The sequence below is a fragment of the Streptomyces sp. NPDC004647 genome, assembly GCF_040609575.1.
Classification (GTDB): Bacteria; Actinomycetota; Actinomycetes; order Streptomycetales; family Streptomycetaceae; genus Streptomyces.
This window is the reverse complement of the sequence record NZ_JBEXKU010000005.1, coordinates 118,164-135,050: the sequence shown is the minus strand read 5'-3', so window position 1 is coordinate 135,050 and position 16,887 is coordinate 118,164. Positions and strand designations below refer to the sequence as shown.

The 16,887-nt window shown below is 70.0% G+C and carries 13 protein-coding genes; 4 read left to right on the top strand and 9 right to left on the bottom strand.

Annotated features, from left to right (window positions below; translation table 11 throughout):
- Positions 1 to 41 precede the first annotated feature (41 nt).
- Together ABZW18_RS04020 and ABZW18_RS04015 are read left to right on the top strand one after the other, a co-directional pair.
- A complete protein-coding gene (locus ABZW18_RS04020; protein ID WP_356181694.1) occupies positions 42 to 554 on the top strand; it encodes a DUF6114 domain-containing protein in 513 nt (170 codons plus the stop codon).
- Positions 547 to 1,869 (top strand): hypothetical protein, encoded by a 1,323-nt coding sequence (locus ABZW18_RS04015; protein ID WP_356181692.1) that lies wholly within the window; start codon positions 547 to 549, stop codon positions 1,867 to 1,869. Before ABZW18_RS04020 ends, ABZW18_RS04015 begins: the two co-directional genes overlap by 8 nt.
- A gap of 264 nt (positions 1,870 to 2,133) precedes the next feature.
- On the opposite strand, the gene pyk is transcribed toward ABZW18_RS04015, so the two are convergent.
- The 3 genes from pyk to pta all read right to left on the bottom strand — a co-directional run bounded on the left by pyk (position 2,134) and on the right by pta (position 6,903).
- The gene (pyk, locus tag ABZW18_RS04010) at positions 2,134 to 3,570 is read right to left on the bottom strand and encodes a pyruvate kinase (protein WP_356181689.1); all 1,437 of its coding nucleotides are present in this window, start codon (positions 3,568 to 3,570) and stop codon (positions 2,134 to 2,136) included.
- Between the two features lie 61 nt (positions 3,571 to 3,631).
- Entirely contained in the window at positions 3,632 to 4,777 is a 1,146-nt protein-coding gene (locus tag ABZW18_RS04005; protein ID WP_356181764.1) for an acetate kinase, read from the bottom strand.
- A 5-nt stretch (positions 4,778 to 4,782) separates the two neighbouring features.
- Entirely contained in the window at positions 4,783 to 6,903 is a 2,121-nt protein-coding gene (gene pta / locus ABZW18_RS04000; protein ID WP_356181688.1) for a phosphate acetyltransferase, read from the bottom strand.
- Between the two features lie 231 nt (positions 6,904 to 7,134).
- Between pta and ABZW18_RS03995 the strand changes: the two genes are divergently transcribed.
- Complete coding sequence (locus ABZW18_RS03995; RefSeq protein ID WP_356181686.1) at positions 7,135 to 8,160, top strand: ATP-dependent 6-phosphofructokinase; 1,026 nt, start codon at positions 7,135 to 7,137, stop codon at positions 8,158 to 8,160.
- A 101-nt stretch (positions 8,161 to 8,261) separates the two neighbouring features.
- Here the strand turns inward: ABZW18_RS03995 and ABZW18_RS03990 are convergent, their stop codons facing one another.
- The 6 genes from ABZW18_RS03990 to ABZW18_RS03965 all read right to left on the bottom strand — a co-directional run bounded on the left by ABZW18_RS03990 (position 8,262) and on the right by ABZW18_RS03965 (position 15,191).
- The gene (locus ABZW18_RS03990; RefSeq protein ID WP_356181684.1) at positions 8,262 to 8,966 is read right to left on the bottom strand and encodes an XRE family transcriptional regulator; all 705 of its coding nucleotides are present in this window, start codon (positions 8,964 to 8,966) and stop codon (positions 8,262 to 8,264) included.
- A gap of 177 nt (positions 8,967 to 9,143) precedes the next feature.
- On the bottom strand, positions 9,144 to 9,986 hold the full coding sequence (locus tag ABZW18_RS03985; RefSeq protein WP_356181681.1) for a carbohydrate ABC transporter permease: 843 nt from the start codon (positions 9,984 to 9,986) through the stop codon (positions 9,144 to 9,146).
- A 2-nt stretch (positions 9,987 to 9,988) separates the two neighbouring features.
- On the bottom strand, positions 9,989 to 10,915 hold the full coding sequence (locus tag ABZW18_RS03980; RefSeq protein ID WP_356181678.1) for a sugar ABC transporter permease: 927 nt from the start codon (positions 10,913 to 10,915) through the stop codon (positions 9,989 to 9,991).
- On the bottom strand, positions 10,912 to 12,270 hold the full coding sequence (locus ABZW18_RS03975; RefSeq protein ID WP_356181676.1) for an extracellular solute-binding protein: 1,359 nt from the start codon (positions 12,268 to 12,270) through the stop codon (positions 10,912 to 10,914). The genes ABZW18_RS03980 and ABZW18_RS03975 overlap by 4 nt, the downstream gene beginning before the upstream one ends.
- A 235-nt stretch (positions 12,271 to 12,505) precedes the next feature.
- Entirely contained in the window at positions 12,506 to 13,207 is a 702-nt protein-coding gene (locus ABZW18_RS03970) for a response regulator (protein WP_356181674.1), read from the bottom strand.
- A gap of 106 nt (positions 13,208 to 13,313) precedes the next feature.
- Entirely contained in the window at positions 13,314 to 15,191 is a 1,878-nt protein-coding gene (locus ABZW18_RS03965; RefSeq protein WP_356181672.1) for a sensor histidine kinase, read from the bottom strand.
- Positions 15,192 to 15,453: 262 nt separating this feature from the next.
- Here ABZW18_RS03965 and ABZW18_RS03960 point away from each other — a divergent pair, with 262 nt between their 5' ends.
- Entirely contained in the window at positions 15,454 to 16,773 is a 1,320-nt protein-coding gene (locus ABZW18_RS03960) for a cation:dicarboxylase symporter family transporter (RefSeq protein ID WP_356181762.1), read from the top strand.
- The last annotated feature ends 114 nt before the right edge of the window (positions 16,774 to 16,887 follow it).

Below are 16,887 nucleotides of genomic sequence, written 5' to 3'. Positions count from 1 at the left end.
GACCTTTTTCGTACAACGCCGGTCCCAGGGAGCTGTTTTCCATGAGCGCCGAGTCACCAGGGCTGCGTGACCGAATTCGAAACGGGCGGCTTCGCTTCCGCGGCTGGCGCGGAAGCCGGCCGTTCTGGGCGGGCCTGCTGACAATTCTGGGCGGTGTGCCGATCGCCACCCTGCCGTACGCCAATCTCAAGGTCGGCCAGCTCACCGTGCGCATGGCCACCACCGCGGGTGCGGGCTCGCTGATCATCGGCGTGCTGCTGATCACGCTCGGGCTGACCATGTGGTTCCACCATATTGTCCGGGTATTTGCGGGTGTTGCCACGATTCTGCTGGCTCTGGTGTCGATTCCGGTGTCCAACCTCGGCGGGTTCATGGTCGGCTTCCTGCTGGCCCTGCTCGGTGGTGCGCTGTCCATCGCCTGGGGACCGGCCGATCCGGAGGGCGGGCCCGCCCGGCGCCCGGACAGGGAACCCGGCACCGCGCCCGACGAGGGCCGGGACGCGGGCGGATTCGACGACTTGTTCGAGGCCAGCGGCGGGAGGCATCGTGCGTAGTGATGAAGCCCAGCCGTACGAGGTCGCGGGTGTGGACCGGGCGAGAACCGGCCCGCGCCATGCGGCCCCGAGGAAGTCGCTTCTTACCAAGTTGCAGATTCCCGCGAGCAAGGCGATAGCACTGGCCGCGATGCCCACGGCGGTGTTCGTGGGCATGGGCCTGACTCCGAAGCTCGCGCAGGCCGATGAGGTTCCCGGCAATCCGTTCGCCCCCGGCCCTTGTGTGACGCGGTCCGACGAACCGCAGGAGCAGAAGTCGCCGTCGGCGTCGGAGTCGGCCAAGCCCAGTGCCAAGCCGTCCGACAAGCCCTCTGACAAGCCGTCCGCCGAGCCCAGCACCGAGCCGTCGGCGAAGCCGTCCGGGTCCGCGGAAGCGGACGAGCCTTCGACGTCCCCGTCGGACCAGGCCGATGCGCCTGCCGACGAGGAGAAGGAGCCGTCGGCCGAGCCGTCGCCCTCGGAGTCCAGCAACCCGCTGGACCCGCTGGGGGTGGGCGACAAGATCAGGGACATCTTCGACGGGCCCGACGAGGAGCCCTCGCCCAGCGAGAGCTCCACCACGGCGGAACCGAAGCCGAGTTCCAGCACGGCCGCACCCGAGCCGGGCGAGACCGCGGAGAAGGCCGCCGAGGACGTCAAGGACACGACCGAGGACGTCAAGGAGACGACCGAGGACGTCAAGGGCACGACCGAGGACGCCATCAAGGATGCGGCGGACAAGGTCGGGGCGAAGGTCGAGGACGTCAAGAAGAGCGCCAAGGGCGTCTCGAAGGACGTCAAGGAGTCCGCGGAGGACGCCGGGAAGGGCACGGCGGACGGCAAGGAGCGGTTCCCCTGTCCGACCGCCGACCCCAAGGCGCTGGCCGCCGCCGACCTGGAGCAGGGCGTTCCGCTGCTGCCGGACGAGCCGTGGGAGCTGCAGAGCTCCAAGCTCACGCTGCGAGGCCTGGACTACAAGGGCATCGTCGAGGTCAAGACGTACAGCGGCAAGGTCAAGAAGGTCCTCAAGTTCACCGCCAAGGAAACGGACATCAAGGATCTGCACCAGCTGGTGGTCGGGCCGAAGGGCACCACCGCCCATGTGCAGGCCGAGGAGGACAGCACCTCCACGATCCGCGACGGCACGGTGACGATGTACACCGAGGAGCTGAAGGGCAATCTGTTCGGGCTGATCCCCGTCACGTTCAGCCCTGAGACTCCGCCCCCGCTGAATGTGCCCGTGGCCGTCTTCACCGATGTCAAGGTGAAACAGGCCGGTCAGTTCGGTGGCACGCTCACCGTCCCGGGCCTGCACTCGTTCAGCACGGGCGGCTGATACCTCCGGGAGCCGCGAAAAAAGCCGAGGGCGCCTGTCTCCGAAGGGAGCAGGCGTCCTCGGTGTTTCTCCACCCGCGCGTGTGCACCGGCCGCGGATGTGCGACGGCCGCCGGGCGCGTGGCCTGCGCGGTGACTCATCTCGGGCCGCGTTCTCGCACCCGTGACGCGCGCGCATACCGCGCGACATGGCTGTGGGCGGCCCCGCCGGGGGCCGCCCACCGTCTGCTTCCGGAGGCCGACCGCAGGTCGGCCGGTGGTTCCGCTACTGCGCCGCGTGCGGAACCCCGCCCAGGTGGTGGACCCGGACCATGTTGGTGGTGCCGGCGACGCCGGGAGGGGAGCCCGCCGTGATGATCATGGTGTCGCCCTCGTTGTACCGGCCCAGCTTCAGCAGCTCGGCGTCGACCAGGTCGACCATCGCGTCCGTGTTCGCCACATACGGCACCACGTAGGACTCCACACCCCAGCTGAGCGTCAGCTGGTTGCGGGTGGAGACGTCCGTCGTGAAGGCCGAGATCGGCTGCTGGGCGCGGTAACGGCACAGCCGGCGCGCGGTGTCGCCGGACTTGGTGAAGGCCACCAGCGACTTGGCGCCCAGGAAGTCGGCGATCTCGCAGGCCGCGCGGGCCACGGAGCCGCCCTGGGTCCGCGGCTTCTTGCCCGGCACCAGCGGCTGGAGCCCGCGGGAGAGCAGCTCCTCCTCCGCCGCCTCCACGATCCGGGACATCGTCTTGACCGTCTCGATCGGGTACTTGCCGACCGAGGACTCCGCGGAGAGCATCACCGCGTCCGTGCCGTCGAGGATCGCGTTCGCCACGTCGGAGGCCTCGGCGCGGGTCGGCCGCGAGGAGTTGATCATCGACTCCATCATCTGGGTCGCGACGATCACCGGCTTGGCGTTGCGGCGGCAGCTCTCGATGAGCCGCTTCTGGACCATCGGCACCTTCTCGAGCGGGTACTCGACGGCGAGGTCGCCGCGCGCGACCATGACGCCGTCGAAGGCCAGGACGATCTCCTCCATGTTGTGCACGGCCTGGGGCTTCTCGACCTTGGCGATGACCGGCACCCGGCGGCCCACCTCGTCCATGATCCGGTGCACATCGCGTACGTCGCCCGCGTCCCGTACGAAGGACAGGGCCACCATGTCGGCACCCAGCAGGAGGGCGAAGCGCAGATCGTCGATGTCCTTCTCGGACAGCGCGGGGACGTTCACGGCCACGCCGGGCAGGTTGATGCCCTTGTGGTCGGATACGACGCCGCCCTCGATGACGATGGTCCGTACCCGCGGGCCCTCGACCTCGATCACCTGGAGCGCGACCGCGCCGTCGTTGATCAGGACCGTCTCGCCCTTGGATACATCCCCGGGCAGGCCCTTGTACGTGGTGCCGCAGATGCTCTTGTCGCCCGGGACGTCCTCGGTGGTGATGGTGAACTCGTCACCCCGGACCAGCTCCACCGGGCCCTCGGCGAAGGTCTCCAGCCGGATCTTCGGGCCCTGGAGGTCGGCGAGCACGCCGACCGCGCGGCCCGTCTCCTCCGACAGCTTGCGGACGCGGTGGTACCGCTCCTCGTGCTCCGGGTGGGACCCATGGCTCATATTGAATCGGGCCACGTTCATGCCTGCCTCGATCAGCGACTTCAGCTGGTCGTAGGAGTCGACGGCGGGGCCCAGTGTGCAGACGATTTTGGAACGGCGCATGAGGGCGATCCTATCGGTTTGTTTCGGAGCGGAATATTCGGCGTGTGCGCAGGCCTGAGAACTAGTCGCTGACCAGCGCGTATGCCTGGGTGGCGATCTCCAGTTCCTCATCGGTGGGCACCACCGCCACCGCGACCCGGCTGCCCTCGGCCGAGATCAGCCGCGCAGACGAGCCTCGTACGGCGTTGAGCGCCGCGTCCACCTCGATGCCCAGGGCGTCCAGCCTCTGCATGGCCGCCTCGCGTACGGCCGCGGAATTCTCGCCCACACCCGCGGTGAACACGATGGCGTCCACCCGTCCGAGTACCGCGGTGTACGCGCCGACATACTTGCGCAGCCGGTGGATGTAGATGTCGAAGGCGAGCCGGGCCGCCCGGTCGCCCTCGCCCATCCGGCGGCCGATCTCGCGCATGTCGTTGTCGCCGCACAGCCCGAGCAGCCCGCTGCGCTTGTTCAGCAGGGTGTCGATGTCGTCCGGGGACATTCCGCCGACCCGGGCGAGATGGAAGATCACGGCCGGGTCCAGATCGCCCGAGCGCGTGCCCATGACCAGGCCCTCCAGCGGGGTGAGGCCCATCGAGGTGTCCACGCACACCCCGCCCTCGACGGCGGAGGCGCTGGCGCCGTTGCCCAGGTGCAGCACGATCGTGTTGACCTCGGAGGGGTCCTTGCCCAGCAGCTTCGCGGCGGCTCGTGAGACGTACGCGTGCGAGGTGCCGTGGAAGCCGTAGCGGCGGATCCCGTACGCGTCGGCGGTGGCGGTGTCGATCGCGTAGCGGGCCGCCCGCTCCGGGATCGTCGAGTGGAACGCGGTGTCGAAGATCGCCACTTGCGGGAGGTCGGGCCGCAGTTCGCGGGCCACCTTGATGCCGGTGACGTTCGCCGGGTTGTGCAGCGGAGCGAGCGGGATCAGCTTCTCGATCTCCTCGACCACCTCGTCGGTGATCAGGGTCGGTTCGGTGAACCGGGTGCCGCCGTGCACCACCCGGTGGCCGACCGCCGCCAGCTCCGGGGAGTCCAGGCCCAGGCCCTGGGAGGACAGCTCGTCGGCGACCTGCTTGAGCGCGGCGGAGTGATCGGCGACCGGGCCCTCACCGATCCGCTCCACGATGCCGGACGCGAGCCGGGACCCGTCGGCCATGTCGACGAGCTGGTACTTCACCGACGAGGAGCCGGAGTTGAGGACGAGAACACGGGTGCCTCGGATGCCGTTCACGCAGTCCGGTCCTTCGGTGTCGAGGGGAGGGGGGCCGCACCGGGCTGCTCGCCCTGGGCCTGGATGGCGGTGATGGCCACGGTATTCACGATGTCCTGCACGAGCGCGCCGCGCGAGAGGTCGTTGACCGGCTTGCGCAGGCCCTGCAGGACCGGTCCGACCGCGACCGCGCCGGCGGAGCGCTGGACGGCCTTGTAGGTGTTGTTGCCGGTGTTGAGATCGGGGAAGACCAGCACGGTGGCCTGGCCCGCCACATGCGAGCCCGGCAGCTTCGCCGCGGCGACGGCGGCGTCCACCGCGGCGTCGTACTGGATCGGGCCCTCGACGGGCAGGTCCGGGCGGCGGCCGCGGACGATCTCGGTGGCCTTGCGGACCTTGTCGACGTCCGCGCCGGAGCCGGAAGTGCCGGTGGAGTACGACAGCATCGCGATCCGCGGCTCGACACCGAACTGGGCGGCGGTGGCCGCCGACTGGATGGCGATGTCGGCGAGCTGCTCGGCGCCGGGGTCGGGGTTGACCGCGCAGTCGCCGTAGACGAGCACCCGGTCGGCCAGGCACATGAAGAAGACGGACGAGACGATCTGGGCGCCGGGCGCGGTCTTGATGATCTCGAAGGCCGGGCGGATGGTGGCGGCCGTGGAGTGCGCCGCTCCCGAGACCATGCCGTCGGCCAGGCCCTCCTGGACCATCAGCGTGCCGAAGTACGAGACCTCGGCGACGATGTCGTAGGCCAGCTCGTAGCCGACCCCCTTGTGGGCGCGGGCCTCGGCGTACAGCTCGGCGAAGCGTTCCCGCAGCGGGGAGGTCCGCGGGTCGATGAGCTGGGCGTGGTTGAGATCGATGCCCAGCTCTGCGGCGCGCTTGTGCAGCAGGTCCTCGTCGCCGAGCAGCGTCAGATCGCAGACGTCGCGGCGCAGCAGGACGTCGGCGGCGCGCAGCACCCGCTCCTCGGTGCCCTCGGGGAGCACCACACGGCGGCGGTTCGAACGGGAGCGCTCGATCAGCTCGTGCTCGAACATCATCGGCGTCACGCGGCTGGAGCGGGCCAGTGAGATCCGGTTCGTCAGCGCGGCCTTGTCCACGTACCGGTCGAAGAGGCCGAGCGCGGTCTCCGCCTTGCGCGGCGACGCGGCGTTGAGCTTGCCCTCCAGGCCGGAGAGCTCGCCCGCGGTCGGGAAGCTCTGACCGGGCACCGAGAGCACCGGAGTGCCGGGGGCGATACGGGAGGCCAGCGCCATGATGTCCGGTCCCGGCCGCTCGCCGAGAGTGAGCAGCACGCCGGCGATGGGCGGGGCCCCCGCGGTGTGCGCGGCGAGCGCGCCGATGATCAGGTCCGCGCGGTCCCCGGGGGTCATCACCAAACAGCCCTCGGTCAGCGCGGAGAGGAAGGTCGGCAGCATCGCGCCGCCGAAGACGAAGTCCCGTGCGTCGCGGGCGAGTCCGGCGGCGTCGCCGAGCAGGACCTCGGCGCCGAGCGTGGAGACGATCTGCCGGACGGTGGGGGCGGAGAGCGAGCCGTCCTCGGGGAGGGCGTAGCAGGGGACCGGCAGCCGGGCGGCCAGCCGCTCGGCTATGACCTGGCGGTCGGCGGGCGCGACACGGTTGACGACCATGGCCACGATGTCGCAGCCGAGCGCGTGGTAGGCGGCATAGGCGTTACGGACCTCGGCGCGTACGGACCCGGGAGCCTGGTTCTGGCCGCCGACGACCGGGATCACCGAGGCGCCGAACTCGTTGGCCAGCCGGGCGTTGAGGTTGATCTCGGCCGGAAGGGCGGTGTCGGCGAAGTCGGTGCCGAGGACGAGGACGACCTCGTACTCCCTGGCGACGCGGTGGAACCGTTCGACGAGCTGGGAGACCAGCTCGTCGGTGCCCTTCTCGGCCTGCAGGCCGCCCGCTTCCCGGTACCCCATGCCGTATGCGGTCTCGGCGGTCTGGCTCAGCCGGTAGCGTGCGCGCAGCAGGTCGAAGAGCCTGTCGGGACCGTTGTCGTGCACCAGCGGGCGGAACACCCCCACCCGGTCCACATGGCGGGTCAGGAGTTCCATGACTCCCAGCTCGATGACCTGGCGGCCGTCACCCCGGTCGATCCCGGTCACGTACACGCTGCGCGTCACGTTTCTCCGATCCTCGAACGCATGGTCTGCACGATCCTCATGACCTGCAACATCCGGTCAAGACGATGCGCCTGCCCTCTTGACAATACTCGTGCGGGTAGGTAAGGCGCCGCTCGGGTAGCCGGAAGCGCGACCAGTACGGGCGGCGTGGAACAATCGAACTGACGCCTACCCTCCCCCGGCTCCGGTACGGGGGCCCGCAAGAACCCGCAGAGCAGGAGATACCGCACGATGCGCATCGGAGTTCTCACCGCAGGGGGCGACTGTCCCGGCCTCAACGCCGTGATCCGGTCCGTTGTGCACCGTGCCCTCGCGGCCCACGGCGACGAGGTCATCGGTTTCGAGGACGGCTTCAAGGGCCTGCTCGACCGCCGGTACCGCAAGCTCGACCTCGAGGCGGTCAGCGGCATCCTCGCCCGCGGCGGCACCATCCTCGGCTCCTCCCGGCTGGAGCGCGCCCGGCTCAGCCAGGCCGCGGACAACGCCGAGGAGCTGTGCCGGGAGCTCGGCCTCGATGTGCTCATCCCGATCGGCGGCGAGGGCACGCTGACCGCGGCCCGGATGCTCGCCGACGCCGGTATGCCGGTGGTCGGCGTGCCGAAGACGATCGACAACGACATCTCGTCCACGGACCGCACCTTCGGTTTCGACACGGCCGTGGGCGTCGCCACCGAGGCCATCGACCGGCTGAAGACCACCGCCGAATCACACCAGCGCGTCATGGTCGTCGAGGTCATGGGGCGGCATGCGGGGTGGATCGCGCTGGAGTCCGGAATGGCGGGCGGTGCGCACGGAATCTGCCTGCCGGAGCGGGAGTTCGACGTCGACGACCTCTGCAAGATGGTGCAGGAGCGCTTCGCGCGCGGCAAGAAGTTCGCGGTGATCTGCATCGCCGAGGGCGCGCACCCGGCCGAGGGCTCGATGCCGTACGAGAAGGGGGCCATCGACCCGTTCGGCCACGAGCGCTTCGCGGGGATCGGCAACCGGCTCGCCGCCGAGCTGGAGCGGCGGCTGGGTACGGAGGCCAGGCCGGTCATCCTCGGCCATGTGCAGCGCGGTGGCACCCCTACCGCGTACGACCGCGTGCTGGCCACGCGCTTCGGCTGGCATGCCGTCGAGGCCGCCCACCGCGGCGAGTTCGGCATGATGACCGCGCTGCGCGGTACGGACATCAGCATGGTTCCGCTGGCCGAGGCCGTCACCGAGCTCAAGACCGTGCCGGCGGACCGGATGCTCGAGGCCGAGTCGGTCTTCTGACGGCGGCCGGGCCGCAGGGCGCTCGGGGGCGGGGTGCGGGGCGGGGCGGGGCGCGGGAGGGTGTGCGGGGCGGGGTGCTGTGCGGCGGCTATGACGGCACGTCACGAGTACAGCCGCTCCCAGAACTGCTCGAGAACCCCGTCGAGATACTCCCGCCCGGCTTCGCCCGACTTTCCCGCGCTCGTGCCGCCGCCCCAGTTGAGCGTGGAGACCATACGCGACTGGTAGTCGTAGTGCAGCTGGTGCAGTACCACCTCCACCCGGTCACGGGGGAGCGGCAGCAGCTTGGCGACCGGCTTGACGTAGGCCTGCCAGCGGGTCGTGACCGCGTTGCGCAGCAGCTCCGCCAGTGAGTCGGCCCGGCCGGTCACCTCGACGAGCGTGGGCAGCGGCAGCGCGAGGGCATCCGCGAGGGCCGTGGCCTGCCGGTCGTTGCCGGTCCAGTGGCCCGTCTGCTCGATCAGCTCGTACGCGGCCGGCTCGATGCCGATGCGCAGGGCGAGACTGGTGACGGTCATCCCCCGGGCCAACCGGTACTCCCGCAGCGTGCTGGGCGCCGCCATCAGCTCGCCCGGTGAGCACCACAGCGCCCCGGCCAGTGCGGTCAGCTCGGCCTCGGTCGGCGACTCCTCGCCGAGCTCCCAGGCGACGACCGTCTCGGCGCCGATCTCCAGACCGTACGAGGCCCAGATCCCGTAGGCGACTTGGGCGTGTGCCATCCCGAGGGCCTCGCGCAGCCGGCGCGCGGCGCGGGCGTCGAACGGCGGCCGTCGGCCCTCGGATGGCTGGATCTGGTACACGGGCACACGCTAGGGCTTACTTGTGAGTACGACCACGTTGGCTCCGACGGCGCACTCATGACACGCGGGACAGCAACGGCCGGGCGTCGCACCGCACATCGGGGCTCCCAGGGTTCCCCGGCCGGGCGCCGGGCGAAGGGCCGGGCCGACCCGTCGCTGTTTCTCTGCGGCCGCCCTCCGCGGTCACCCCTTGACCGCGCCGCCGAGAGTGAAGCCGCCGCCCAACCGCCCGGCTATCAGGACGTACAGCAGTATCACCGGAGTCGAATAGAGGATGGAGAAGGCGGCGAGCTGGCCGTAGACGACCGCGCCATGGTTGCCGAAGAAGGTGAAGACGCTGACGGAGGCAGGCAGCTGCTCCGGTGTCAGCAGCAGCATGAAGGGGACGAAGAAGTTGCCCCACATCATGATGAAGCTGTAGATCGTCACGACCGTCACGCCCGGGCCCATCAGGGGCAGGACGACCCGTATGAGGGTCTGGAGGCCGGAGGCGCCGTCCGTCCGGGCGGCCTCCTCCAGGACCAGCGGGACGCCGTCCATGAAGTTCTTCATCAGCCAGATGGCGAAGGGCAGTTGCGAGGTGGCCAGGAAGAGCGCGGTGCCCTGCATGGTGTCGATCAGATCCACCTGCACGAAGAGCCCGTACACCGGCACCATGATCGCGGTGATCGGCAGACACGTCGTGAACAGGACCGTCAGCAGATACGGGCGGGTCACGCGGGACCGGAAGCGCGACAGCGGATAGGCCGCGAGCGCCGCGCAGACGACGGTGAGCGCCGTCGCGCCGCCGCAGAGCAGCAGGCTGTTGAGCATCGGGCGGTAGGTGATCTCCGGATCCATGACCGCGGAGAAGTTGTCCAGTGTCGCGGGGGAGGGCGCGCCGACCCGGAGAGTCGCGTCCGCGTCCAGAGAGGCCAGAACGAGCCAGGCGAGAGGCAGCACGAAGGCCGCGGCCACGGCGAGCAGCGCCGTGTCCGCCGCCAGCCGGTGCCGAGTACGTCGTGTCACCGTCAGCGGTACCGTCACCGTCACACCTCCGTACGTATCAGGCGCAGGTAGACCACCGAGAACAGTGCCGCGATCAGCAGAAGCAGCAGCGCAACCGCCGTGCCGTAGCCGATCAGGGATTTCATGAACGCCTGGTCGTACATGAACACCGGCAGCGTCTGGCTGCGGTTGCCCGGCCCGCCGCGGGTCATAGCCCAGATCAGGCCGAAGACCGAGAGCGTCTGCAGGGTGTTGAGCATCAGATTGGTGCCGATGGAGCGGCGGATCATCGGCAGGGTGATGTGCCACAGCCGCTGGCGGCCGCGCGCGCCGTCGACCTGGGCGGCCTCGGTGATCTCCTTCGGGATGTCGGACAGCGCCGCGGAGTAGACCAGCATCGAGAAAGCGGTGCCGCGCCAGACGTTGGCGAAGGACACGGCGAGGATGGGCAGGGTGAACAGCCAGTTCTGGCCCGGCAGATGGAGCCAGTCCAGGATCGCGTTGAGGGTTCCCTCACGACGGAAGAAGGCGTAGAGCAGGAAACCCGCGACGATCTCGGGCAGTACCCACGCGGCGATGACGATCGAACCGGTGACGGTGCGGACCAGTTTGGAGGCCCGCTGCATCAGACCGGCGAGCGCCAGCCCCAGGGTGTTCTGCCCGAGGATCGACGAGATCAGCGTGAACACGAGCGTCAGGACGACGGCATTGCGGAAATCGTCGTCGGCGAACGCGCGCCGGAAGTTCTCCATGCCGACGAAATCGGTGGAGGAGGAACCGCTCAGCTGCATATTGGTGAAGGCGATCCAGACGCAGTAGCCGATCGGCCCGCCGAGGAAGAGCAGCAGCAGGATGGTGGCCGGGGCGAGCGGAACCCAGCGCAGCGGACTGCGGGGTCTTCGCCGCGGCTGCCCCTCCGCCCGGGGGCTCGGCCGGGCAGCCGTCGGCGCTTGGACCGATGTGCTCATCGCGCCCCACTGACCACCGCGCCGTCGGTGATGGACTTCAGCTGCTCGTCGTAGGACTTCGCGGCCTTCGACGGCGAGGCGTCGCCGGTGGTGACCGACTCCATGGCTTCGCCGATGGACGTGGAGACCTGCGGGTACACGGGCAGGGCGGGGCGGTAGTGGGTGTGCTGGACGAGGTCGGTGAAGAACTTCACGCCGGGGCTCGACTTGAGATATCCGGGGTCGTTCGCGACATCCTCGCGCACAGCGATCTGCGCACCGCGGATGTCCCACTCGACGGCGTTCTCCTTCGTCTGGAGCGTCTCGATGAGCTTCCAGGCGAGGTCGGCGTTCCTGGACTTGGCGGGTATCGACCAGGTCCAGCCCCCGGACATGCTCACCTTGCCCGGGGCGTCACCGCGCTGGGTGGGCATGGGGGCCTGGCCCAGCACCTTCGACCACTCGGGCCACGGCTTGGCACCGGTCTTCAGCCAGTGCTGGCCCATCCACGAGCCGTCGAGGTCGATGGCGAGCTTGCCCTCCGGCATCCAGTCGGTGGCGACCGTGGTCATCACATTGGGGTCGAGCGCATCGGAGACGTCCGGGCCGAGCTTCTCGGAGTACACGGTCCGTATGAACTCCAGGGAGTCCGTGAACCCTTGGCCGCCGGCCACCCACTTCTTCGACTCCGGGTCGTAGAGCGGGTCCTTGCCCGTGCCGTACAGCAGCATTTCGAAGCCCTGCATGGCCGCCGCCTCGCCCGGGCCCTTGCCGGTGTAGACATTGAGCGGGGTGACGCCGGGGACCTTCTTCTTGACGGTTCGTGCCGCCTCGAGGATGTCGTCCCAGCTCTTCGGCTGCCAGTCGGCCGGCAGGCCCGCCTTGGCGAAGATCTCCTTGTTGAACCACAGGCCGCGGGTGTCCGTGCCGTCCGGCACGCCGTACGTCTTGCCGTCCGCCGCCTTTGCCGCGGTCTTCGCCGTGTCGACGAAGCTGTCCCAGGTCTTCCACTTCGCCAGATAGTCGTCGAGCGGGCGCAGATAGCCGCTCTTGATATCCGAGTTGATGAGGAAAGTGTCCTCGTAGACCAGGTCGGGTGCGGTCTTCGGCGAGCGCATCATCTGCTGGATCTTGGCGTAGTAGTCGTTCTCGGCAGCCTGGATCGGGACCAGCTCGACCTTCTTGCCCGGGTTGGCCTTCTCGAACTGCTTCTTCACCATGGAGAGGTAGTCGTCCATGACCCGGACTTTGTTGTCGGTGTTGCGCTGATAGGCGACCTTGACGGTGTCCGGATCGCTGCCGGAGCCGCCACCGCACGCGGTGAGTGCGGTGGCGGCCAGAACGGCGGCAAGGACCAGCGGGGCGGTGGGGCGCACGGCACGACCTCCTAGGAGCCTCGGCAGGCTGCTCGGTGACCGTACGAGCTCCTTCAAAGAAGGGTCAATGCCTGTGGATAACCGCACGTAGGATCCGTGACAACGTTGTTATCGGGACCTCAACCCCGGTACCTGGAAAGCATTGTGGTGAAGTCGTACGTGATGCCGTTCATCGAGCAAGCCGACCTTGCGGTACGCGGTGTGCGAGGCGGGAATGGGTCGGAGCGGGCCGCTGTCAGGGCAGCCGCAGCCAGCGGTAGAAGAGCTCCGGACGGCCGATCTGCCCGTACTGCGGGCTGCGTTCGGCCCGTCCCGCGCCGACCAGGTGCTCCAGATAGCGGCGCGCCGTGATCCGCGAGATACCGACCTCGTCGCCGGCCGCGCTCGCGGTGATGCCCTGCGCCCCGGACCGGCGCAGCACGCCGGTCACGGCCTCCAGGGTCGGTCCGCTCAACCCCTTGGGGAGCGCGGCCGGTTGCGGAGAGCGCAGCGCGGACAGGGCACGGTCCACCTCGTCCTGGCCGCTGGCCTCGCCCGCGGTCGCGCGGAATTCGGCGTACCGGACGAGCCGGTCGCGCAGCGTCGCGAAGCTGAACGGCTTCAGCACGTACTGCACGACCCCCAGCGAGACGCCCTCGCGGACCACGGCGAGATCGCGCGCGGACGTCACGGCGATCACATCGGCCCTGTGTCCGGCCGCGCGCAGCGAGCGCAGGAGTTGCAGCCCGTGGCCGTCCGGCAGGTACAGGTCGAGCAGCAGCAGATCGACCGGCGAGCGGTCCAGGTGCCGCTGCGCCTCGCCGCCGGAATGCACGGTCCCGGCGACGGCGAACCCGGGCACCCGTTCGACGTAGAGCGCGTGCGCGTCCGCCGCGACGGGGTCGTCCTCGACGACGAGAACGCGGATGGGGCCGTCCGTCCGCCGCGCGCCGATCACCCTGGGGCTCCGTGCAGGGTCCCCGCACGCCGAATGTGCCGCCTGCGGATCCCCGGGGCCGTCGTGGTCGGAGCGCCGGATACGCGGGCCGCCGTCGTCCGCCCGCTCATGCGCTCACTCCCTCGCGGAGAGGCAGCCGCACCGTGAACTCGGCGCCGCCCTCCGCCGCCCGGGCCAGCTCTATCGTGCCGCCGTTGCGGCGTACGGCCTGGCGGACCAGGGCCAGGCCGAGCCCCCGGCCCTGGCCCAGACCGCCGGCCGTGGACGCCGGGGCCTTCGTGCTCCAGCCGCGCCGGAAGATCTCGTCCACATCGTCCGTGTCCACACCCGTGCCGGTGTCCGCCACCTGTAGCAGCAGCTCGCCGTCGTCGGCCCGCGCGGTGACCGTGACCTGCGGGCGGCGCTCCCCGCGCACGTCCCCGCGCACGGGCTGGGGTACGCGCTCGGGCTCGCGTACATCCCCGCTCACGTCATCGCGTACGCCCTCGCGTACGTCATCGCGTATGCCCTCGCCCGGCCTGCCGGTCCCGCTGAGGACAGTCCCGTGGCCTTCCTCGCCGACCCCGGCCCCGGCCCCGACCGCCCCGACCCCGCTCCCGGCCCCGGCACCGGGCTGCACGGTCCGGCCCCGCGCCGGGTCCCAGCCGGTCCCCTCGGCGGCGGCGTCCACGGCGTTGTCGATCAGATTGCCGAGCACCGTCACGAGATCCCGCGCGGGCAGTGAGCCGGGCAGGACCCCGTCGTCGATGCTGCTGTCCGGGGCGAGGACCAGCTCCACCCCGCGCTCGTTCGCCTGCGCCGCCTTCCCCAGCAGCAGCGCCGCCATCACCGGCTCGCCGACCGCCGCGACCACCTGGTCGGTCAGCGCCTGCGCCAACTCCAGCTCCGCCGTGGCGAACTGCACCGCTTCGTCCGCGCGCCCCAGCTCGATCAGCGAGACGACGGCGTGCAGCCGGTTCGCCGCTTCGTGAGCCTGCGAGCGCAGCGCCTCCGCGAAGCCGCGTACGGAGTCCAACTCGCCCGACAGCGCCTGCAGCTCGGTGTGGTCCCGGAGCGTCACGACCGTGCCGCGCTTCTCACCGCTGGAGACCGGGGAGGTGTTGACCACCACGATCCGGTCGGCGGTCAGATGCACCTCGTCCACCCGCGGCTCCGCCGCCAGCAGGGCGCCCGTGAGGGGGGCGGGCAGTCCGAGGTCGGCGACGGTACGGCCCACCACGTCGCGGTAGGGCAGATCGGCGTCGAGGCCCAGCAACTCGCGCCCGCCATCGTTCATCAGCGCGATCCGCCGCTGCCCGTCCAACATCAGCAGCCCCTCACGCACCGCATGCAACGACGCCTGGTGGTAGTCGTGCATCCGGCTCAGCTCGCCCGCGTTCATGCCATGCGTATGACGCCGCAGCCGGGCGTTGACCACGTACGTACCGATGCCGCCGAGCACCAGCGCCCCGGCCGCCACCCCGAGCAGCGCGGTCACCTGCTGCTCCACCTGATCGCTGATCTTCTTCACCGTGATGCCCGCGCTGACCAGACCGACGATGCGCCCGCCGTCCCGCACCGGAGTCACCACACGCACGGAGGGACCGAGCGTGCCGGTGTACGTCTCGGTGAACGTCCTGCCCCGCAGCGCCGGCCCGGTGTGCCCCAGGAACTGCCCGCCGATCCGTTCCGGCACGGGGTGGGTCCAGCGGATGCCGTCCGGGTTCATGATCGTGACGAAGGCGACCCCGGTGTCCCGGCGGACCTGCTCCGCGTACGGCTGGAGGCCGGCCGTCGGATCGTCGCCGCGGATCGCGGCCCGTACGGACGGTGATCCGGCGACGGCCCGCGCCGCGGCGGTCGTCTGGCGCCGCGCCGAGTCCTCGGCCTGGTGCCGTGCGGTGATGTACGCGAAGACCGCGCACCCGGCCACCACGGCAGCCACCAGCACGACCTGCATCGCGAAGAGCTGGCCTGCCAGGCTGCGGGGCCGGGGGGTGCGCATGCCGCCAGTGTGCCCGTCGGTGGACGTACCGCGGGAAACGGTCTGTGAACGAAATGAACGCAAGGGTGACCCCGGTCACACGGTGATGGATATTCGCCGGGATCGTCCAGGACGTGAGCCGCACGTACTGCGCCAGGACAAGGAGACAACCGTGGCTGCGCAGACTCTGCCACAGGGACCGACGCCGGAACAGCCGGAACCGCCGGAGAGCAAGGGAAAGCCGGGACAGGCGAAGAAGCGCGACCGGACCCATTACCTCTATATCGCCGTGATCGGCGCCGTGCTTCTCGGTATCGCGGTGGGCTTCGCCGCCCCCGGCGCGGCCGTCGAGCTCAAGCCGCTGGGCACCGGGTTCGTGAACCTGATCAAGATGATGATCTCGCCCATCATCTTCTGCACGATCGTGCTCGGCGTCGGATCCGTACGGAAGGCCGCCAAGGTCGGCGCGGTGGGCGGGCTGGCGCTCGGCTACTTCATGGTGATGTCCACCGTCGCGCTGGCGATCGGCCTGGTGGTCGGGAACATCCTCGAGCCCGGTTCCGGGCTCCAGCTGACCGAGGCCGTCCGCGGCGCGGGTGCGGCGGAGGCCGAGGGCGCCGCCGGGTCCACGGCGGACTTCGTGCTGGGCATCATCCCGACCACCCTGGTCTCCGCCTTCACCGGCGGCGAGGTGCTTCAGACGCTGCTGGTCGCGCTGCTGGTGGGCTTCGCCCTCCAGGCGATGGGCTCCGCGGGCGAGCCGGTGCTCCGCGGTGTCGGCCACATCCAGCGGCTGGTCTTCCGCGTCCTCGCCATGATCATGTGGGTGGCGCCGGTCGGTGCCTTCGGCGCGATCGCCGCGGTGGTCGGGGAGACGGGCCTCGACGCGCTCAAGTCCCTCGCCGTCATCATGATCGGCTTCTATGTCACCTGTCTGCTCTTCGTGGTAGTCGTTCTCGGCGCGCTGCTGCGGCTGGTCGCCGGGGTGAACCTCTTCGCGCTGCTGAAGTACCTGGCGCGGGAGTTCCTGCTGATCCTCTCGACCTCCTCCTCGGAGTCGGCGCTGCCGCGGCTGATCGCGAAGATGGAGCACCTCGGTGTGAGCAAGCCGGTCGTCGGCATCACCGTGCCGACCGGCTACTCCTTCAACCTCGACGGCACGGCGATCTACCTGACCATGGCCTCGCTGTTCGTTGCCGAGGCAATGGGCGACCCGCTCTCGATCGGCCAGCAGATCTCACTGCTCATCTTCATGGTCATCGCGTCCAAGGGCGCCGCGGGCGTCACGGGCGCGGGCCTGGCCACTCTCGCGGGAGGCCTCCAGTCGCACCGGCCCGAGCTGCTGGACGGTGTCGGCCTGATCGTCGGTATCGACCGCTTCATGAGCGAGGCGCGGGCCCTGACGAACTTCGCGGGCAACGCGGTGGCGACGGTGCTCGTCGGTACGTGGACCAAGGAGATCGACCGGGCACGGGTGGACGAAGTGCTCACAGGGAAGCTGCCGTTCGACGAGAAGACGCTGGTGGACGACGGGCACAGCGCTCCGCCCGCCGAGGTTCCGGAGCAGCGCGGCGACCCCGCCAGGGAGTCGGTCACCGTCTGACCGCTCCTTCGCCGACGGGACGGCCCGCGGTGCGGCAGCCCGGCGGACGACCGGTCCTCAAGGAATGAGGAGACCGGTCGTCCGCCACGGAAGCCGCTGCCACGGGCCGCTACT

Bases quoted from the DNA above. Each gene is read 5' to 3' on its own strand.
- ABZW18_RS04020 (WP_356181694.1), top strand. From the start codon at position 42: ATGAGCGCCGAGTCACCAGGGCTGCGTGACCGAATTCGAAACGGGCGG.
- pyk (WP_356181689.1), bottom strand. From the start codon at position 3,570: ATGCGCCGTTCCAAAATCGTCTGCACACTGGGCCCCGCCGTCGACTCC.
- ABZW18_RS03995 (WP_356181686.1), top strand. From the start codon at position 7,135: ATGCGCATCGGAGTTCTCACCGCAGGGGGCGACTGTCCCGGCCTCAAC.
- ABZW18_RS03980 (WP_356181678.1), bottom strand. From the start codon at position 10,915: ATGAGCACATCGGTCCAAGCGCCGACGGCTGCCCGGCCGAGCCCCCGG.
- ABZW18_RS03965 (WP_356181672.1), bottom strand. From the start codon at position 15,191: ATGCGCACCCCCCGGCCCCGCAGCCTGGCAGGCCAGCTCTTCGCGATG.